This window comes from Streptomyces sp. NPDC007162 (genome assembly GCF_040634175.1).
Lineage (GTDB): Bacteria > Actinomycetota > Actinomycetes > Streptomycetales > Streptomycetaceae > Streptomyces.
The window spans coordinates 1-19,183 of record NZ_JBEYFC010000042.1; the positions used below are offsets into that span (position 1 = coordinate 1).

At 69.5% G+C, this 19,183-nt stretch carries 18 protein-coding genes and 1 pseudogene; 10 read left to right on the forward strand and 9 right to left on the reverse strand.

Going from position 1 to position 19,183, the window contains the following annotated elements; translation table 11 throughout:
- Nucleotides 1-98, reverse strand: a 98-nt coding sequence (locus ABZ646_RS07595; RefSeq protein WP_360514141.1) for an FAD-dependent oxidoreductase, incomplete at its 3' end; no start/stop codon positions are given.
- A 935-nt stretch (nt 99-1,033) separates the two neighbouring features.
- On the opposite strand from ABZ646_RS07595, the gene ABZ646_RS07600 reads away from it, so the two are divergent.
- From ABZ646_RS07600 to ABZ646_RS07610, 3 genes are all read left to right on the forward strand, one after another.
- Nucleotides 1,034-2,077 (forward strand): ice-binding family protein, encoded by a 1,044-nt coding sequence (locus ABZ646_RS07600; protein WP_360514091.1) that lies wholly within the window; start codon nt 1,034-1,036, stop codon nt 2,075-2,077.
- A gap of 303 nt (nt 2,078-2,380) precedes the next feature.
- On the forward strand, nt 2,381-2,977 hold the full coding sequence (locus ABZ646_RS07605; RefSeq protein WP_360514094.1) for a DUF5819 family protein: 597 nt from the start codon (nt 2,381-2,383) through the stop codon (nt 2,975-2,977).
- A gap of 79 nt (nt 2,978-3,056) precedes the next feature.
- The gene (locus ABZ646_RS07610; protein ID WP_358980142.1) at nt 3,057-4,112 is read left to right on the forward strand and encodes an HTTM domain-containing protein; all 1,056 of its coding nucleotides are present in this window, start codon (nt 3,057-3,059) and stop codon (nt 4,110-4,112) included.
- A gap of 863 nt (nt 4,113-4,975) precedes the next feature.
- Here ABZ646_RS07610 and ABZ646_RS07615 read toward each other — a convergent pair.
- On the reverse strand, nt 4,976-6,529 hold the full coding sequence (locus ABZ646_RS07615) for a carboxylesterase family protein (RefSeq protein ID WP_358980143.1): 1,554 nt from the start codon (nt 6,527-6,529) through the stop codon (nt 4,976-4,978).
- A 416-nt stretch (nt 6,530-6,945) separates the two neighbouring features.
- On the opposite strand from ABZ646_RS07615, the gene ABZ646_RS07620 reads away from it, so the two are divergent.
- On the forward strand, nt 6,946-7,392 hold the full coding sequence (locus tag ABZ646_RS07620; RefSeq protein ID WP_360514099.1) for a hypothetical protein: 447 nt from the start codon (nt 6,946-6,948) through the stop codon (nt 7,390-7,392).
- Nucleotides 7,393-7,803: 411 nt separating this feature from the next.
- Here the strand turns inward: ABZ646_RS07620 and ABZ646_RS07625 are convergent, their stop codons facing one another.
- Both ABZ646_RS07625 and ABZ646_RS07630 read right to left on the reverse strand, forming a co-directional pair.
- A complete protein-coding gene (locus ABZ646_RS07625) occupies nt 7,804-8,676 on the reverse strand; it encodes a helix-turn-helix transcriptional regulator (protein WP_360514102.1) in 873 nt (290 codons plus the stop codon).
- Between the two features lie 347 nt (nt 8,677-9,023).
- Nucleotides 9,024-9,512 carry a GNAT family N-acetyltransferase gene (locus ABZ646_RS07630; protein WP_358980146.1) on the reverse strand — a complete coding sequence of 163 codons (489 nt, stop codon included), beginning with the start codon at nt 9,510-9,512 and terminating at the stop codon, nt 9,024-9,026.
- A 1,201-nt stretch (nt 9,513-10,713) separates the two neighbouring features.
- Here ABZ646_RS07630 and ABZ646_RS07635 point away from each other — a divergent pair.
- Together ABZ646_RS07635 and ABZ646_RS07640 are read left to right on the forward strand one after the other, a co-directional pair.
- The gene (locus ABZ646_RS07635) at nt 10,714-12,777 is read left to right on the forward strand and encodes a SpoIIE family protein phosphatase (protein WP_360514105.1); all 2,064 of its coding nucleotides are present in this window, start codon (nt 10,714-10,716) and stop codon (nt 12,775-12,777) included.
- A gap of 226 nt (nt 12,778-13,003) precedes the next feature.
- On the forward strand, nt 13,004-13,348 hold the full coding sequence (locus tag ABZ646_RS07640; protein WP_358980148.1) for a YsnF/AvaK domain-containing protein: 345 nt from the start codon (nt 13,004-13,006) through the stop codon (nt 13,346-13,348).
- A gap of 434 nt (nt 13,349-13,782) precedes the next feature.
- Here ABZ646_RS07640 and ABZ646_RS07645 read toward each other — a convergent pair whose 3' ends face one another.
- Nucleotides 13,783-14,832: an acyl-CoA desaturase gene (locus ABZ646_RS07645; RefSeq protein ID WP_360514108.1), complete on the reverse strand. Its 1,050-nt coding sequence runs from the start codon at nt 14,830-14,832 to the stop codon at nt 13,783-13,785.
- Between the two features lie 499 nt (nt 14,833-15,331).
- Between ABZ646_RS07645 and ABZ646_RS07650 the strand changes: the two are divergent.
- A pseudogene (locus ABZ646_RS07650) lies at nt 15,332-15,502 on the forward strand (cold shock domain-containing protein); the annotation flags it as partial.
- Here ABZ646_RS07650 and ABZ646_RS07655 read toward each other — a convergent pair.
- The 4 genes from ABZ646_RS07655 to ABZ646_RS07670 form a co-directional block, all read right to left on the reverse strand.
- The gene (locus ABZ646_RS07655; protein ID WP_358980152.1) at nt 15,444-16,001 is read right to left on the reverse strand and encodes a DUF5994 family protein; all 558 of its coding nucleotides are present in this window, start codon (nt 15,999-16,001) and stop codon (nt 15,444-15,446) included. The pseudogene ABZ646_RS07650 and the gene ABZ646_RS07655 sit on opposite strands and share 59 nt — an antisense overlap.
- A gap of 205 nt (nt 16,002-16,206) precedes the next feature.
- Nucleotides 16,207-16,572, reverse strand: a complete 366-nt coding sequence (locus ABZ646_RS07660) for a hypothetical protein (RefSeq protein WP_358980154.1) — start codon at nt 16,570-16,572, stop codon at nt 16,207-16,209.
- Nucleotides 16,572-17,243, reverse strand: a complete 672-nt coding sequence (locus ABZ646_RS07665) for a hypothetical protein (RefSeq protein ID WP_358980155.1) — start codon at nt 17,241-17,243, stop codon at nt 16,572-16,574. Before ABZ646_RS07665 ends, ABZ646_RS07660 begins: the two co-directional genes overlap by 1 nt.
- Nucleotides 17,234-17,824 (reverse strand): sigma-70 family RNA polymerase sigma factor, encoded by a 591-nt coding sequence (locus ABZ646_RS07670; protein WP_360514112.1) that lies wholly within the window; start codon nt 17,822-17,824, stop codon nt 17,234-17,236. Before ABZ646_RS07670 ends, ABZ646_RS07665 begins: the two co-directional genes overlap by 10 nt.
- Before the next feature lie 157 nt (nt 17,825-17,981).
- On the opposite strand from ABZ646_RS07670, the gene ABZ646_RS07675 reads away from it, so the two are divergent.
- From ABZ646_RS07675 to ABZ646_RS07685, 3 genes are all read left to right on the forward strand, one after another.
- The gene (locus ABZ646_RS07675) at nt 17,982-18,470 is read left to right on the forward strand and encodes an Asp23/Gls24 family envelope stress response protein (protein WP_358980230.1); all 489 of its coding nucleotides are present in this window, start codon (nt 17,982-17,984) and stop codon (nt 18,468-18,470) included.
- Nucleotides 18,471-18,554: 84 nt separating this feature from the next.
- Complete coding sequence (locus tag ABZ646_RS07680) at nt 18,555-18,722, forward strand: hypothetical protein (RefSeq protein WP_358980159.1); 168 nt, start codon at nt 18,555-18,557, stop codon at nt 18,720-18,722.
- Nucleotides 18,722-19,126 (forward strand): Asp23/Gls24 family envelope stress response protein, encoded by a 405-nt coding sequence (locus ABZ646_RS07685; protein ID WP_358980160.1) that lies wholly within the window; start codon nt 18,722-18,724, stop codon nt 19,124-19,126. Before ABZ646_RS07680 ends, ABZ646_RS07685 begins: the two co-directional genes overlap by 1 nt.
- Nucleotides 19,127-19,183 lie beyond the last annotated feature (57 nt).

A 19,183-nucleotide genomic window follows, 5' to 3' on the forward strand; every position in this document is an offset into this window, starting at 1 on the left:
GCGGCCTCCAGCAGCGTGACGTCCAGGCCATCCCGCGCGAGGAGGGCCGCAGCGGCGAGCCCGTTGGGCCCGCCACCGACGACGACCGCGGTCGTCATGACGCCGACGCCGTGGGCGGAACGCCGGGCGCCGAGCACAGCGCATGACGAGACACGGCGCCGCACACGGGACAGTCCGGGCCATCGGTGGGCCCGGGCTGACGGGTCACCATGTCGCGCACCGTGACGTGGCCTTGTTCGAGCACGCAGGGCGGCGTCGTGGATCTCATACGCCACAGTCTGGCGGTGGATGGGCTGCCCTTCCAAATGATCACTGATGTCTGCCGTGCTCTTGTTCCTCGGTGCTTCCGTGCGCCGAGGGCCTTGGTGCGTCAGGGCGATCCTTGCCGGTGGCCTAGTCAACGGATCAGGTCGTCACCGAAAGACGGGTGCGGCTGTGGTGAAGTCCCCTTCGCGGTACCTGGATTGCGGGGAAGTACCGCTCCGGTGACGCGCAGAGGCCGGTTCCCTTCCCTGGTCTCATGCAAAGCCTTCCTGGTCTTCTCGCGGCGTTCCTTCCGCTCCGCCGGTTACGACTCTCCTCCGGAGAGAATCGCGGAGCTGCTCATTTGCTCAACACGCCGGTGAGGTGTCGGGGGTCGGATGAGGGCGGTATCGGCCGAGGGGCTGCGGATGCATGAATTTCTTTGATACCTGGGCTGACCTGGGAAGTGGCGCCACCATGTCGGCCGTCTCGGCTAAGCAGGCACGACCATTCGGCCTATTAAAAATTTTCTGAGCATTTGTGATCGGCTCGCCAGGTTGGGCGAAACCAGGTGCATGAGTTGCAAGTTGAGGCATGCGTCTGCGTAATATTCCAGCGGCAGAGACAGGCGATTCCGTGTGACCGAGAACCGCCAAATACGTCTCCATCCCCCCTCACAGGAGCTGGCCCTTCGATGACGCTCAATATCCCCGTCGCGCCTCTGCGGCGCACTTTGTCGGTATGGATCGCGGCGGTACTTGCCGTGGTGATCTCCGCTGTCGTAGTCGCTGTGTCGCCGACCCAGGCAAGTGCTCTCGCCACGTTTGTAGATCTGGGCCGGGCGGACAGCTTCGCGGTACTGGCCGGTTCGGCAACCACCAACACCGGCCCCTCGGTGATCACCGGGGATGTCGGAGTGTCTCCGGGAACGTCCATCAGCGGATACGGGCCGCCCGCCGTGGTGAACGGGACCCTGCACTCTGCGGACACTGTGGCTCAGGACGCCCAGACCGACCTGATCACGGCGTACAACGACGCTGCCGGGCAGCCCTCCGACGGGGCACTTCCCCCGGACGCCGGTGGCCTGACGCTGGTTCCAGGCGTCTACACAGCCTCCTCCACTCTCGGGCTCACCGGCACCCTCACTCTGGATGCCCAGGGGGACCCCAACGCGGTCTGGGTCTTCCAGATCGGTTCGGGTCTGACGACGGCGTCCAGCAGTCGCGTGTCCCTCATCAACGGTGCCTCGCCGTGCAATGTGTTCTGGAAGGTCGGCAGTTCGGCCACTCTTGGCACCAGCACCGCCTTCGTGGGCAACATCCTGGCCATGACTTCGATCACTGCCACCACGAGCGCGACCATCGAGGGACGGGCGCTGGCCCGTAACGGTGCCGTGACGCTGGACACCAACACGATCACCCGGCCGCAGTGCGCGACCGGCACCACGGGTGGCACCACGACCGCCGGCACCACCGGCACCACGACCGCCGGCACCACCGGCACCACCGGTACGACGACCGCCGGCACCACCGGCACCACCGGTACGACGACCGCCGGCACCACGGGCGGCACCACGACCGCCGGCACCACCGGCACCACCGGTACGACGACCGCCGGCACCACGGGCGGCACCACCGGCACCACGGGCGGCACCACCGGTACGACGACCGCCGGCACCACGGGCGGCACCACGACCGCCGGCACCACGGGCGGCACCACGGGCGGCACCACGGGCGGCACCACGGGCGGGAACGGCCACGGCTGCAAACCCGAACACAACGAATACGGCGACAAGCCTGGCCAGGACGACAGCTACGGCTGTGACCCTGCCTAGCATGCGCGACCCACTCCAACGGGGTGACTGCTCGTAGGCAGCCACCCACGTGCGCGGGTAGGACGGGTGGCGTGCGGCGCGGATCGTCATCGATTCCGCCGCACGCCGCAGACGGAAGCTCAGGAGAACCAGGTGAGAGAAGTCGGGACGGAAGGACCGGATAGGGCCGTGCGGGGTGGCATTGCGTCAGCAGATGCTGACGAATTGAACCGGGCGGGCGTCAGGCCGACCGTACAGAGAGAGAGCGGGAGACCGACTGCGTTCCCAGCGTCTTCAGAGCCGCCCGTCGTCCTGAAGGCCGGAGTGCAAGTCGCCGTGGTCCTGTGCCTGGCGGCGGCCCTGGTCCACGTGCTCCTGGTCTTCCTGCAGGTGGCACCGCCGAATCCCATCTCCCGGCAGTACAGCCGACAGATCAACGCCTGGGTCTTCCCGTTGTTCGAGCAGAACTGGCGGCTCTTCGCCCCGGACCCGGAGTCGGCCAACCGGCAGATCTCGGCAAGGACCATGCACACCGCCCCGGACGGCACCGCCGTAGTCAGCGGCTGGTTCGACCTGACCGCCGTCGACACAGCCGCGGTGAAACACGACCCCTTCCCGAGCCACACAGCACAGAACATGCTGCGCCGGGCCTGGACTTCCTACCTCGAAACACACGGTGGCGACGACCATCCGCACTCACAACGCGCTCTGATGATCCAGCAATACCTGCGCAACATCGCAGCGGATCGCGTCGCCGCACATCGCCACGGCGCATTCGAGTCCATCCAACTGCGGGTGATCACCCTGCCCATCGCCGCGCCGCCCGCAGCGGGCGGCCCCGGTTCCGGCACGGCCGCACCACGGCCCACCGACACCCGTTACCTGCCCTGGTGGAAGGCGGCCCGCCATGCAACAGGCTGAGCAGACATCGGCCCCGGCAACCACGTCGTCGCAGTCCGGACACGGCCCGGAGCGGGCGGGCGCACAGGCGCCTCAGCACATGCCGGTCCGTGTCGCTGCGCTCCTCACGCTCCTGCTGGAGCAGCCGATCTCCCTGTACGCTGCGGCGGTTCTGCGCATCGGGTACGGGTTCCTCTACTTCGCCTTCCTACTGCGCGAGTTTCCCCACCGCGACGAGATCTGGGGTCCCGGCTCACCGTGGACGCCGGCACTGGCCAAGCAGCTCTTCGACCAGACCGGCTGGGCCAGCATCCTCACCCTGTCCGACAGCCGGGCCTACTTCGAGGTCTGCTACGGGGCAGCCATCGTCATCTCCGCACTGTTCATGCTGGGCTGGCGGACCAGGGCGGTGTCCGTGCTCTTCGCGGTCGTAGTGACGTCGTTCCACGCCAGGGCGATCTTCATGACGGACGGAGGGGACAACCTCATCCTCCTCATGGCCCTCTACCTCGTTGTCACCGCAAGCGGGCGACGCTGGTCTCTCGACGCGCGCAGGGTCCGGCTCCGGGCATCCGCCGGCAAGGCAGTCCGGCTTCCGCTGGACCAGGCATCCGGCGAGCTGCGACGCCACCTCCGCGAGGCGCGCCTGACAGTGATCACTGTGCTGCACAACTGCGGCATGCTCGTCATCGCCGCCCAAGTCTGCTTCCTCTACGGATCCGCAGGCCTGTACAAGGTGCAGGGTGCCTCCTGGGGCAACGGCACCGCCCTCCATTACGCCCTGAATCTCGACCTGTTCCAGCCCTGGCCCGCGCTCTCCGCCATGGCGGACGAACACGACGTACTGATCGCCATCGCCTGCTACCTGACGGTGCTGTTGCAGGTGGCCTTCCCGTTCGTCCTGTTCGGCAGGCTCAAGTACCCCGTCCTGGGGGTGCTGTTGGGCATGCACGTGGGTATCGCGGTGTTCCTGGGCCTGCCGCTCTTCTCCGGCGCGATGATCGTCGCGGACGCCGTGTTCCTTCCGGACCGCTTCTACCGGTCCTTGGGGCAGCTGTCGCGGCGAGTTGTCCCGTGGGCCGACGTCAGGAAGGCACAGACTCCGACTCCCGCAGAGGCTGCACTGGTACCTCCGCAGTCAGGACATACCGGCTGAGGCCGACACTTGGTGCCGCTGCACGACCGGAAATCCAACTCGCCGGCCGCTCGGTGCATCACGGCGTTCAGCCCCCGCAAGGGCAGCAGATGCCTTCGGCGTCGCCCTCTGGGCTGCCGGACCGGGTAGAGCACCGTGGTTGGGTGCCACCGGGGCCAAACGCACTGTGGTCCCCCAGCTTGAGCCGAGGAAAGCAGCCGGGGCACCACAGGACACCGGTGCACGCGTGCCAACCCCAATAACGCCTGTCACCGGCCAAGGTCACGGCACCAGCAACCACCCACGCTGCTCCCCAGTCAGGTTCCCCCGTTGTGTGGGAGGTGTTGACCGGCCTCGCAGCTTCGCTCGGGTTTGGCGGCTGTCGAGGTGGAAACGCGAAAGTGCCTTCCTGACCTGGGACGGTGAACCTTGCTGAGGGGTTCTGTCGGTCCAGGCGGAGGGCACTTTCCACGTGCAGGGTATCGGGGTCGTCCCAAGATCCATGTCAGTTCCGATGGCTCGGGGGTGGTCGGTCGGCGCGGTGAGGTACTACTCCACCGAGCGACGCGACGGCGGCATCGGCCACGCCCTTCACGACCTGCTGCGCCGGCAGGTGTGGGAGAAGGCGAGGCGGAAGGCGGACCCGAGCCTGGTGGTGCTCGACACCCGGAGCGTGCACGCGGCGACCGGGGCCCCGGCCCAGTCGACGGGGCGTGACGCGGCAAGAAATACCGGCTGCACGCGCGGCCTGGCCGTTGACGTGTTGGGCCTGGTGATCGCGGTGGTGGTGCTCGAAGCTCGCTGCGGCATGGAGAAGTGGCCCCCGCTGTCGGCGGGGGCCACGATGAGATGGGTGAGGCGAACGGCGGCTGGGCCGCCTGGGGTCAGCTGGTGGCGGGGTGGCCGTCCCACCATTCGCGTTCGCTCTCGCGTGGGTCCTCAACGACCTGGTTGGTGGTGGCGTTGTTGTTGCGGGCGTAGGTCATGACAGGGCGTTTGGTGGTGTCGTAGGCGTCCCAGGAGACCTGTCCTGTCTTGGCGAAGTCGGCCCAGGCTTGGTGGAGGGCTGTGGCCAGGGCCTGGGGCGGGTTCGGGCCGGTGAGCTTCTGGCTGTCGGGCAGGGCGAGGGTGTCCCAGGCGAAGGGCAGGTCGACGCTGTGGCAGGCGCCGATCTTGACCTGCAGGTTGTTGGGGGTGACCGGGGAGCGCCAGCCGAATTCGTACAGGTGGGTGGGGGCGGCGGCGTCGGTGGCGCGGGCTTCGGCGATGCGGTAGGTGGGGATGCGGAACATGCGGTCGCTCAGCAGCGCGCATGCCACTCCGGAGGCGGCGTCGCGGGGGTAGGCGCTGGTGCCACCCTTCTTGTATTCGTCCCAGGAGCCGGCGGGGACGCTGTATGCCTTCAGGTGCTTGTCGTACAGGACGGGAAGGTTCCAGCCCACCAGGACGGTGGTGACGATGAAGAGGCGGAACTCCTCGGTGGTGGTGCCCATCAGCAGCGGGACGTTGCTGCCCGCGCCGTCGGCGATGGCGTCGATGGGACGCCGGGGCAGCACGTCGCCGTCGACGACGGGCATGAAGGCCAGGCCGCAGGAGGCCATGGTGCTGGGGCCGTACTTGCCGGGGTCCGGGCTTTGGCTGACGTCGGCGCTGATGATGTTCTGTGCTTTGAGCAGTTCTTCGGGGTCGACGCCGGCCAGGGCCTGGGCGGTGGGCTCGACCCCGAGCTCGTCGGCGACGGCCTTGAGGACCTTGCCTGCGTCGGCGGGGGTCTGACCGAGGTGGGCGGTGCCGCTCTGCACGATCGCCTTGTGGAACAGGCCGTCGTCGCGGGAGAGGAGGGCGAGGATGCTCATCGCGCCCGCGGACTCTCCGGCCACGGTGACGTTGTCCGGGTCACCGCCGAACTTGGCGATGTTCTCGCGCACCCAGGTCAGGGCGGCGATCTGGTCGAGCAGGCCACGGTTGGCCGGTGCGGGCGCGTCGGGCAGATAGCCGAAGCCGTACACGCCGAGCCGGTAGTTGAAGCTGACGCACACCAGGCCGTCGCGGGCGAAGGTGGCACCGTCGTAGCTGGGCACGGCCGAGGAGCCTGTGGTGAACCCGCCGCCGTGGATCCACACCAGGACCGGCAGGCCGGAAGCGGCCGGATCGGGCGTCCAGACATTCAGGTTCAGCCACTCCTCACCTGCCACGTCCGGGTCGGAGGTGATCTCTCCCAACCGGCCGCCCAACGGTGGCTTGGGTGCGGTGGCGCCGAGGGTGTGCGCGGCGCGTACACCCAGCCATCGCTTCGGTGCCACGGGGGCTGCGAAGAGCAGGTCGCCGGCAGGGGCGGCAGCGTAGGGGATACCCAGGAAACGGGTGCTGCCCTCCCCCACCAGCCCGGAAACCCTTCCGTGGGCGGTCTCGACTTCGACTGTGTTCTGCTCGGACACTCGACTCCTCCAGCCGGCCTGCGGCACGCCGACGGGCGCCGGCCACACCCTCTGCAGCGACCCCGGGCCGGTAGTCGGCCGAGGCATGGCAGATCTACCCGATCTCCATACAAAGTCACGCAAATCTATATAAAGTAGCCGCTGGTGTGGCGCCTTGACGGCTTCCGTGTGACGTCACGCCGACACGATCGGAACTGGCCCTGTGCGGGCCCGTGTGCCGTCAGAGCGAGGGCCGTGCAGCCGGAGTACCAGGACCGTCCTTGACGCACCACCTCACCCGAGCAGGCGCCTCAGGGGCTTCGCGCCCACGGGTACAAGACAGCCGCCTGGGGGTCACTCCGATGAGGGGTACTGGGGATGACCGCGGTGATACTGCGCCGACCGACCAGGGCCACCACTACGGCCTGGCACAGCGCTTGACCGGCGGGAAGCTGCCCCTCGCGGCGGCACCGGCACGACCGGAGATGCGGGAACGGGAGACGGCCGCGCCGGCCGGGACGACCAGGGAGCGGATCACGCGGCTGACCGCACGGCTTGACGAACTCGGCCGACCCGCCGAGGAGGTCCGGATCACCCGCAAGACGCTGCTGGAGCTGCCCGATCCGCAGCCGCCCGCGACGCCGCCCCCGAAACCGCCGGCCATCCGGCCTACCCGCAGATCATGGCGGTGTGCGCCGCTGCGGGCGTGGCAGGTGTGCGAGGCGATGGACATGGAGATCGCGCCCAAGAACATCAACAACACCCGCGTGAAGCTCAAGCGGCTTACCGAGCGCGGAATCCTGGTCGAGACCGAGCAGGGCTTGTCACCCGCGACTCCGAACTGCGCGGCAGGTGCTCGTAGTCCCGCACCAGCCGGCTCGTAGTCCCGCACCAGCCGGCAGTGCAGCATCAAGATCCCGTAGGCGCGCTCCACAATCCCTTGTTCGGGGGTCGGCACGAACCCGCTCTGGGCCGGGTTGCGCTCGGCGATCTCCACGTCGATGCCCACCTTCTCCCCATGTGCAACGACGGCGCTTTCGAAGCCTTGGTCGACCAGGGCAGCCTTCGCGCCCGGCCGCACCGCCCGCCCCCACCCGCTGGCACCGATGGCAACGCCCCGCTTCCCCCCGAGGCCCGGCACGCGTCGGAGCGCGCGCCCCTGTCCGACGCCGTTCAAAAGTGCCGGTACCCGTCGCTCCGCCGCAGGTCAGAACATCCCCGTCCCCCACCGAACCCCGGACGAAGACCTGGAGAGCGTGTTGGGTGCAACTCCCTCGATGAGGCCGTCAGAGTACTCACGGGCGGCTTGCCGCGTCGATGTGTGACTTGGTGGCCTCGGTGATGAAGTCGTGCGTGCTGTCCGGGCTGAGGGCTCGGGCCTGGAGGTGGTCGTACATCATGGCGTACTGCTGTACGGCAGACTGCCTTTCCAGGTAAAAGTCGCTGGTGAAGCGTTCCAGGTACACCACCCCTGTCTGCGGGTCGTCGGCGAACCGCAGGATGGAGAACTGTCCTGAGAGGCCCGGGTGGGCGCCCACCGTGTAGGGGAGGACTCGCACGGTGATGTGCGGCTCGGCACCGAGTGCGTTCAGATGCTCCAGCTGTTCACGCATGACGTCGGGACCGCCGACGACACGGCGCAGTGCCGATTCCTCCAGGACGACCCACAGACGCAGCGGGCAGGTGGGGTCGTAGATCCGGTGCTGACGGCGCAGCAGCAGCTTGAGACGCCGGGCGGCCTGTTCGGCAGTGACCGGGGGAATCGTTTCCTCGATGACGGCACTGGCGTAGGCAGGGGTTTGCAGCAGGCTGGGGATCACCATGGGCTCGTAGGCATGGATCGAGGCGGCGTCCGTCTCGAGGCCGATATGGACGCTCTGGGGGTGCTCGCCGTAGGCGCTCCACCATCCCTGCTTTCCCAACTCCTGGGCCATGTGCATCAGGGAGTCGACGACCTGCTGGTCCGTCACCCCGTAGATGGCGCAAAGGTCGCGTACATCGCGGGGACTGATGGCGCGCCGGCCGTTCTCCACGTGGCTGATCTTGGGCTGGGAGACCATGAGCCGCTCGGCCACTTCCGTGCTCTTCAGCCCGCTGTCCTGGCGGAGTCGGCGCAGTTCGGCCCCCAGACGGCGCCTCCTCACTGTGGGATTGATGATCACCACCATGGGCGGGTTACCTCCGGATCCACGTCGTTGTCAGATCCGAAGGCTGCCATGGGACACGACTTGTCGATCATGTGCCATGCCGTCGTGCGTACGGACCGGTGAAACGGACTGTGACGTTGTCATTTTCCTTTCCTGTACCGACATGCCGACTATTCGTGCCGCTGCGCCCCGGGGGCGTGCTCCGGGGGGTGCCGGAGGTGAGGAATTCGCCGGGGAGGCCGCTGGCGCAGGCGATCACCACGCCAGGGCAGAGGCGACGGCACACACGGAGCGCGGGGCGTTCAGCGGCTGATGCAAGCCGGCCACCATGCAGGCGAAGCCGGTGCCCCACCCACCGGCACACGGCGTTACCCCGAAGGAATGCGAAACTCGAATGCGGGACGGTCCCACGGCACGACGGGCGGGTTCGCAAACACGGTCCCGGTCCGCACCGCACCAACGCGGTGGTAGAAGCCCTCGGCAGGAGGATGCGACACGACCTTGACACGGTCGAGCCCTGCGGCACGCGCCTCGGACTGCATGTGCGCCACGAGCAGCTGTCCAATACCCCGTCCTTGCGCTTCGTCGGCGACGAACAGCAGGTCGAGCTCCGGTGGAGCGAGGACGAGCGAGTAGAACCCGAGGACCCGGCCTCCATGCTCGTCGGCGCCGACGGCCACAAAGGCGCGGTGGGTCTCGATGTAATCAGGACCGACCCGGTAGCCCGCGACTGCGGCTGCGTACTTCCCCTCGTAGGCGCCTGAGCCACGCACGAGCCGCGTGAGCCGTTTGGCATCCCGCGCGACGGCCCTCCGTATCGTGATCGGCCGGCTGATCGGGGAAGTGCGTGAACTCATCCGGAGAGTATTTCGCACCGGGGAGTACATTCGGACGACGGGTCGGCTGCTCGGGCAGGCCTTCCTATACCGCTCCAGGGACCGCTCGCCAAGGCCCCGATCGGCCGCGTCACTGCCGCCGAATCGCCGACCGCCAGCAGCACGGGACCCGAACCGCTGCGGAGAAGCCGGAGGAACGGCTGCTGCTCGCCACCGGCTGCCACGCCCGACCGACGTCGAGTAGATGCACTTCCGGCCGCGGAGGCCGGGTGACCGGCGTCCGCGTAGGCCGACAGGTCACCGGCGGCCGCAACAAACTCCCCAAAAGTCCCGCCGGGATGGTTCCCGACGAGGCTCCGCCGTATCACCCGCTATCACGCAGCTGTCACCAACTGGGCGGGCTCTCCCGGATCTGAAGACCTTGACCTGCGGTTTCGTGCCCGAGAGGAAAGGACTGGACGCCGATGGTGTTCATCGGTGTCTCACTCACCCGCCTGACCCTCTCATCTGTCACGAGATGCCACATCGCCGGGGTGGACCTGGCGGGCCTTACTCCGCTCCGGCACTGCCGGACCCTGCCGACGAGAGCCCAGGTATACGTTCTCCGGCATGTACTCGTGGCCGTGTCGGCAGGGGGCCCTCCGGGCGCGTGCCCTCCCTCAGTCGCTACGGGCAACGCCTTCCTCTTCGTCAGATTCGACCGCGGCTCCAGCGGCACCCGCTCGCCATGTCCGGCGGTGCCTGGACGTCACCGTGGCCGAGGTCGCGCTTTTCGGCGAAGGCACGGTGCCCGCTGCCAGGTGAGGCCGTCGTGCTCGGTGCCTGGGGGATGGGCCTGCGCTGGTGGCGTTCGGGGAACGCCGGTGCGGTGGCGGCGTTTGGCCGACTGGGGGTCGGGGTGTTGCGCTGCTGCAGCCGCCGCCCCGCCGGATCGTTCCGTTGCGTGTGGCCTGGTGGTACCTGACCGCTGAGAACGAGATCCCGATCGGGGGCAGCCGGTTCGCCGTCGCCCGTGCCGCCCACGCCTGTTTCCGGGAGGTCGGAGCTTTTTCGGCGCTGCCCAGCTGCTGGGGCCTGGGGCGCGACGAACGGTATCGGGCGACCGTGCGGCCGCCCGGATCCGGGGGACCATGGAAGCACTGCGAGGTGCGGGGGACACTGGCCACGGCCTGAAGCCGGCGCAGGGCGGCGTGTCGGGCTGGCAGGCGGAGGGAGTGCTTGGATGAGGAAAGCCGATCCCTTCGGTGCCGAGGGTGACCAGCCGGATTCCGGGCCGGGACAGCCGCGTGAGTTGCTGGATCTGCTCAGTGTCGCGGCTGTGCTGCTGGATGCCGAGGGTCGGATCGTGCTGTGGAGCCCGCAGGCCGAGGAGCTGTTCGGCTACACCGCGGCGGAGGCGCTGAGCCAGTACGCGGCGCGGCTGCTGGTCCACGAGCAGAACCTGGACGTGATGATCAGGCTGTTCAGCGAGGTCATGAGGACGGGACAGGGATGGGCCGGCGCCTTCCCCGTCCGGCACAAGGACGGCAGTAGCCGGCTGGTGGAGTTCCGCAACATGCGACTCCTGGACGCGGGGGGTGACTACTACGCCCTGGGCATCGCCACCGACGAGGCAATCCTGCGTCAGGTGGAACGGGACGTGGCCCTGTCCACGCGGCTGGTCTCGCAGTCCCCGATCGGGCTGGCCGTCTTGGACACCGACCTGCGGTACGTGGCCGTCAACCCGGCGCTGGCGCAGATCAACGGCGTCCCTGCCGAAGACCACCTCGGGCGACGAGTCCGCGAGGCCCTGCCGTTCCTGGAGGTCGACGCGGTCGAGGCCGCGCTGCGGCGAGTCCTCACGTCCGGAAAGCCCATCATCGACCAGCACAGCGTGGGACGCACTCCCGCCGACCCCGACAACGATCATGCCTGGTCCGTCTCCTACTACCGGCTCGACGGTCCCGGCGGCCGGGTACTCGGGGTAGCCATCATGTTGGTGGATGTCACCGATCGGCACCGCGCCCGGCAGCGTCTCGCCCTGATCGCCAACGGCTCCGCCCGTATCGGCACCACCTTGGACGTGGAACAGACCGCCCGCGAGCTGGCCGACGTCGCCGTCCCCGAGCTCGCCGACGTGGCGGCGGTGGACATCCTGGATTCCATCCTGAACGACCGCCACCCGACGGCACCCGCGACAGGCAGAGCACTCTTCCGGGCCCTTGCTGTGAAAGCCGCGTACCCCACCGAGGCCGTACGCGCAGCCGACCCTCCCGGCCAGCTCGCCAGCTACGGCGCGGAGCGCCTGGCCACTCAGTGCGTGCGGACCGGCCGCCCCATTCTGATACCCCACGTCGGCGAGCGGGACCTGGCACGTATCGCCCGGGACGCCGAGGCCGCAGCCATCCTGGCCCGCGCCGGCATCCACAGCTATCTCTTGACGCCCCTGATCGCCCGTGGCGAGGTGCTCGGCACCCTGGGCCTCACCCGCGCCCGCAGCCCGCTGCCCTTCGACAACGACGACCTCCTCCTGGTCTGTGAATTGGCAGAGCGAGCCGCGGTCTGCATCGACAATGCCCGTCTGTACCAAGGCGCACGCAACACCGCGGTCACTCTCCAGCGCAGCCTGCTGCCCGACCTTCCACCGCAGCAGGCGGGCCTGGAGGTCGCCTCCCGATATCGGCCCGCCGGGACGACCATCGAAGTCGGTGGCGACTGGTTCGATGTCATCCCTCTCGTGGAGGACAAGGTCGCGCTGGTCGTGGGCGATGTGATGGGCAGCGGCATAAGCGCCGCCACCACCATGGGACGCCTGCGCACCGCTACCTCCACCCTGGCCGACCTCGACCTCGCACCGACCGAGGTGCTCCACCACCTCGACAAGATCACCGCTGACCTGGAGCAGTACGCCACCTGCGCCTACGCCGTCTACGACCCGCACCGCGCCCTGTGCCACCTCGCTGTCGCCGGGCACCTGCCCCCGGTGCTGATACGCGCGGGCGAGCCCCCCGAACTGCTCGATCTGCCCACCGGCGCACCCCTCGGGGTCGGCGGGGTCGCCTTCGAAGTCACCACCTTCGGCCTGGCCCCCGGCGACCGACTGGTCCTCTACACCGACGGCTTGGTCGAGACCCGCCACCACGCCATCGACGAGCGCCTGGACCTCCTCCTCCAGCTGCTGCACGTCCCCGACCGAACCTCGGAAGAGACCTGCGACCGGCTCCTGGACGCACTGCGCGATCCGGACGACCACGACGACGTCGCCATACTCATCGCCCGAGCCCGAGCCCGGACCCGGCCGCCTTAGAGGTCGCCCGCTACGCCAAGGACAAGGTCAAGGACGCCCCCACCGTTGACGCAGGGGCCGGGGGCCACCTGTCCGAGGACGAAGAACATCGCCTGTACGAGCACTACGGCATCGGCTGGGACGCCGCCTGGCAACAGGCCAAACAGCCCGGCACCGCCCGGCTGGGCCCGCACCGACGCCGAAACCGGAACCGCCGGCACCAGCACCGGCACGGAAGCCACCGGTGATGCACATCGGCACTGAACGCCAGGAGTTCGGCCGGGCCCGGCTGCGCATGTACGTCGTCACCGAAGATGTGCAGCAGAGCGTCTCCGTCCGCCACGAAGAGGTACGCGTCGAACGCGAACCGGTCACCGAATCCAGCTGTGAGGCCACGGCAGGCCCGGACATCACCGAAGCCGGGCCCGAGGTGACGCTGCACGCCGAGCGGCCCGGGGTGGAGACCGAGGCCGGGCCGGTCGAGCGGGTCCGCCTCACCACCGACGAGCGCACCGACGCGGAAACCGTCACCGGCGAGGTCCGCAAGGAGAAGATCGAGACCGACGTACCCGAAGACAAGTGCCGGCGGTAACGACCGTTCCACATGGGCGCAGGGCCTGGCCCCGCCGGCCGACGGTCTTCCCACCCTGCGCCTCCCGCCCAGCCAGACGCTGTCTTCAAGAGGGGCAGCCATGGTGTCGCCTGCTGACAGTGGGCCGCGACAGCGGCATCGAGAGCCTCGCGGATGTCGTCGGGCAGTGTTCCCTCAGCGGGCCAGCCGACGAGTGACCCACTGGAAGGGACCCGCTTGGGGGGTGCCGGTCAGTGGAAGACCTGCCCTCACGCCTGCCCGGGCGACAGCGCGCTACCCAGCGCCGCCGGTGAACGGCCGGTAAAACGCGACGGCGCCACCGCTCATAGCGGCGGCGGTGCCTGTTCTCGCCCGCCCGCTGACGGGTCGGCTGCGGGTTCGGCCCCGCGGATCGGGCAGAGCAGGGTGACACGGCCCCCTGGGGCAGATGGGCGTCATACGTGGGCGGTGCTGGTACGGGCGCGCCTCAGTGGCGCTCCTGCTCGGTGGAGACTGGCGAGTGCTTGCCGGTAGGAGGCGATCAGTCCGGTTTCCAGGTAGTCGACTCCCAGGTCCTGGCAGTAGTGGCGGACGAGGGGCCGGGCCCTGCGCAGGTGGGGGCTGGGCATGCTGGGGAACAGGTGGTGTTCGATCTGGTGGTTCAGGCCGCCCAGGGCGAGGTCGGTGAACCAGCTGCCGCGTACGTTGCGTGCGGTGAGGACCTGGCGGCGCAGGAAGTCGGGGTGGTCGTTGCCGGTCAGGATCGGCATGCCTTTGTGGTTGGGGGCGAAGAGGCAGCCGAGGTACAGGCCGAACAGGCACTGGTGGACGGCGAGGAACGCGATCGCCATGCCTGGCGGGAGGACCAGGAACACTGCGGTCAGGTAGGCGGCGGTGTGCCCGTAGAGCAGCGTGCCGTCCAGGGCGCGGTTCTTCAGGGCGCGGTTGCCCAGTGCTCGCGCGCTGGAGACATGAAGGTTGACCCCTTCGAGCAGGAGCAGGGGAAAGAAGAGGAGCGCCTGCCGGCGGCCGAGGAGCCTCGGCAGTCCGGTCGCGGCGCGGGCCTGGTCCTGGGACCACACGAGCAGGTCGGGGGCGATGTCGGGGTCGAGGTCCTCGTGGTTGGGGTTGGCGTGGTGGCGGGTGTGTTTGTCCTGCCACCATCCGTAGCCCATGCCGATCGCGGCCCCGGCGATGCGGCCGGACGTCTCGCTGGGCCGGCGCCGGCGGAAGACCTGGCGATGGGCGACGTCGTGGGCCAGCAGAGCGACCTGCCCGAACATCACGGCGAGGTACGCGGCGACCGCCAGGGTCCACCAGCCGGCGTCGATGACGACGAACGCCCCCCAGCCCCCGGCGTAGGCGACGGCCACGGCGATGGAGCGGACCATGTAGGAGCAGGGGCGCCGGTTCATCAGGCCGGCCTCGGCGATCTTCTTCGACAGGCGGGCGAAATCACTGCCGCCTGCGGGGGGCGGCGGACGGGGCGGGGTATGCGCGGTCATGCTGTCGGCGTGTCCTTCCCGGCCGATGGGCCGCGTCCGTGGGTGTGCCGGATGCGAGGCGGCAGCCGGATACCCACATCCCTGCGGCCGGCACACGCGCGCCTTGTTGCCCGGTGCGGTGGCTACCACGGTCGGGCTGGTCGGTCTCAGGCTCTTCCCTGCTCGTCTCGCCGCTGATCGTGTCTGAAGGTCTATCTCCCCGGTCACGGTGATCACGGTGCGGTCGGGGTGCCGCTGTGTCGCCACGGTGAAGTCGTTCATGGTTCGCCCCTCGATCTTCGGGGTCGAGCCCATCACGCCCTCCGGTGAGGAAGGCATCAAGCACGCGGCATGGGCCGCGTAAAGCCGAGCGGGACAACCCGCACCACCTCCCGGACCGAGAGGAATGACCTTCAAGGGCGGCGCGGGGCCTCTCACCAGACCAGGCTGGTTGTCCTTGCAACGTTGCACAGGCGGGTCAGGATGCACCAGCCCGCCTCCGGAGGCCGAGCGGTTCCGGGTGTGCGTCGGACACGGGTTCATCGCCCAGGACAACAAAGGCCCGGACGTCTTCGCCCGTTACTCCGAGATCAACGGCAACGGCTACCGGGAACTCGCGGGCGGCGAGCGCGTCAGCTTCGACATCGGGCAGGGACAGAAGGGACCGCAGGCGCAGAACATCGTCCGCGGCCCGCGAGCGAGGGCGAACCACCGGCCGCTGCCACTGCCGCGACGAAGGCTTCGGCCTCATGGATCAGGCCGGTCGCCGTGAGGCTCCGCGACGGGTCGATGGCCGCGGCCATCAGCCGGGCGGCGATGGCAGGCTCTGTCTCCGGTGGGATCACCAGCAGGTCCCAGCGGCCGACGGTATAGGAGAGCAGCAGCAATTTGTGCGGGTCCTGCTCGGCCTCGAACCAGCCGACGTGCACCACGTGCCCTTGGACGGGCACCTTTCGCGGGATGACGGGCCAGAACGTGGGGTTCACCGTTACTCGGGTGATCCGCCCCCACAGCGGATCGAGGACCTCGATGAGCGCCGGAAGCTCCGCCGTCAGGGAGCGGGAGCGGGGCCACCAGGCACCGTCGATCAGGGCCGGAGCGGTTCCGAGAGGTGCCAGGACGAGCCGGAGGGGCGACGAAGAAGGAGTCCGGTCTTCGACCGCGGGCGTCAACAGAATGGTCGCGGTCATGACGCGGACCCAACCCCGGGCCGGTCGTGGCCGACCCGGTTGTCGTGAATCGCCGAGAACGACCCGACGTGGAAGCCGGTGTACGGAAAGCTCTCGGTAATCACCAGGGTACTCCTTGTCGGGGCCCGGCGGACCGATGCGGAGCGATGGGTTGAACGAGAGCACGAAGGAGCGACGGTTCGCGGGGCTTGGCCCGCGCCGCCGCTCATGCCGCGTCGTGCCAGGCGGCAATACCGGTCACCGTGACCGCGACGGTGACCGGCTCCGCGACACCGTGGGTGGCGAGGTGGGTGATGAGGGCGGCGGTCACCCGGTCATGGACGTCTCGGGCGATGTCCAGCGCCCGCCGGCCCTCGACAAGGACGCAGCGCACCTCGATGTGCCATCCCGAACCGTCCGGCGCCCGGTCGGCGCGAATGCCGGCCTCGGGCGGCGTGCTGTCCGCCCGGGTGGGCGCGGCGGCTGCCGCGAGGCGCAGGGCAAGGCGGGGTTGCAGGCCTGCCACGCCAGGGACCGCGAGGGCCGCCTCGGCCGCGACGCCGAGGAGCGCGGTGGTGCCGCTGACGGTCATCACGTGCCACCGCCCGTCGGGAGGCGGGGGCCGAGGGTCGGCCCCGGCTCCAGTACGTCGACCACGGCGATGTCGACGGCTGTCACCGTGAGCCCCAGGTCCTGTCCGGCAGCGTGGAGGACCGATCGGCGTACCTGGTGGACCCGGTCGGGCAGCGGGCGGTCGAGGGAGGCGGCCAGGGTCATGGTCACCCGTACGTCGGTGCCGTTGCCCCGGGGTACGAGTCGGCAGGTCGCGGCCCTGGCACCGGGGACCGTGTCCGCGGCCCGCCTCAGCACCTTCGCCGCGGCGCTCTCGGCGATCCGTAGGTCCAGGTGCGGGTCGGCCAGGGGCAGTATCCGCCCGAACCGGACCTCTGCCCTGACGACGTCCATGACCCGGTGAGCGAGTGCGTGCAGGCCCGGAGGGTCCTCGTCGCGCAGCGCCCGGGCGGCCGCGTTCACCGTGGCCAGTCCCTCGGCTGCCTCCCGGCAGTGCGGACAGGCCACCGGGTGCGGGCCCGCGGCCGGCGGTGCGTCCCGCCCCTGTTCCCAGACCTGGCTGAGCAGGCGGCCGCAGGGCAGTACCTCATCGCCTGCGAACGGGGGCACGTCGGCGGCGGCTGAGCCGTTGCGTGGCCCGCCGGCTCCGGGCGGTTCGGGAGGCCGCAGGTGCGGGTCATCTAGCGCCATGGGCCCATCGCCTCCTGCAGGGATCGGCGCGCCCTGAACAGTCTGCCGCGTACCGTCTGCTCGCCGGTACGCGTCACGTGCGCTATCTCCTTGTAGGGCAGGCCCTGCACCTCCCTCAGGATCCAGCAGACCCGCTGTCCGGCGTCCAGTTCGGCGAGTGCTCGGCGCAGGGCGGCCGTGGCCGCATCCTGCTCGGCGGTCCGGGCGGGCTGGCTCCACGCGTCGCCCGCCGCGGGTTCGGCGACGGTTTCCAGAGGGACGGGCGGCGGTCGGCGGTGTCGCATGGTCTGGCATCGGTTGACGGTGATCCGGTACATCCAGGTGTGGAACTCCGCGCCGTGCCGGTATTCCGGCAGGTGGCGCCAGGCGCTGATGAAGGCGTCCTGGACGGCCTCTTCAGCGTCCTGGGGGTTGCCCAGCATGCAGCGGGCCAGGGTCAGCAGGGACCGGCTGTGCCGCTGGACGAGAACGGCGAAGGAGTCCTCGTCCCCCTCGGCCGCCCGCACGGCCAGCAGTCGGTCCGGCAGGTCTCGTACCGACAGGTCGCGCTCCGGCGTTGGGGGAACATCGCTTTCGATCATGGCGCCCCCGTACAAGGTACCGGACCACCCGTGTACCCGACGGGGTGGCATGTGATGCACGCCACATCCTTTGGATGTGAGGAATGTGGCGTCCGTAATGTCCAACGCTTCGAAGGGCGCCGCACCGGTGTCCGAGCGACCGATCGAGGCGACCGCCATGACGGACAACATCACCAGCGTCGGCGGGGGCCGGTCCGAAACGGGCGTGAGCCCGCTCACGGGCCGCACCGGGTCGGGGGCTCCGGCCGAGACACGGGGCAGGACCACCATCGCGGACGGGGTGGTGGCCAAGATCGCGGGCATGGCCGCCCGCGAGGTACCGGGCATCCACAGCCTGGGCGCGGGGATGGCCCGCGCGTTCGGCGCCATGCGGGAACGCGTCCCCGGCACAGGCAGCGGCGGAGTGGTCACCCGCGGCGTCAAGGTCGAGGTCGGGGAACGGCAGGCTGCGGTCGACCTGGACGTCGTCGTCGAGTACGGCGTCTCCATCGTCGACGTCGCGGGCGGCGTACGCATCAATGTCATCAGCGCCGTGGAGCGGATGACGGGCCTGGAGGTCGTGGAGGTGAACATCGCCGTCGACGACGTTCACCTGCCCGACGACGAACGGGAGCAGACCGAACCGGACGAGGGCCGCGTGAGGTGACCGCTGCCGGGACCACCGCCGTGTCCTCGGGCATGAGCGGAGGATCACGGTGAGAGGGACGCTCGTGAGACGGGTGAGTGCACGATGAACACAGCAACGACCGGACTCGCGGCCGGCATGGCCCTCGGCTTCGCCGGCTACTTCGGCGGCTTCTGGGCCTTTCTGCTGGTGCTGGTCCTGGGTACGGCGGGGCTGGTAGTAGGCCTCGTCGTGCAGGGCGACCTCGACGTCCGGTCAGGGAGGCGGCGGTGATGACCCGGCCCGGTGCCCCCGGTGGGTCGTCGGGCCCACCGGCGCCGGCCGCCGGCCTGCCGCCCCCGGCCGAGCGGGGTGCCACAGTCATCCCGGACAGGGTGGTCGCCCGTATCGCCGTCCAGGCCGCACGCGCGGCCCAGTCCCGGCGCGCCGCCGTACCGCCCGATCGGGGCGGACCCGCGGCGCCCCACGCCTCCGCCGCCGTCCGTACCGGATCGGTGCGTCTGCATCTGACCATGGACCTGCCCTACCCCACCGACATCCCCCGTGTCTGCGAGCGGATCCAGCAGGACGTCGCCGAGCGGGTCGCCCAGCTGACCGGGCTGCGGGTGGGAGAGGTACTCCTCACCGTCCGGCGGCTGGTGACCGCCGCCGACCCGAGCCGGGGGCGGGTCCGGTGAGCGGCCACGCGGCCCGGGTCACCGGGCACGCCGTGGAGGAAAGGCGATCGCGATGAC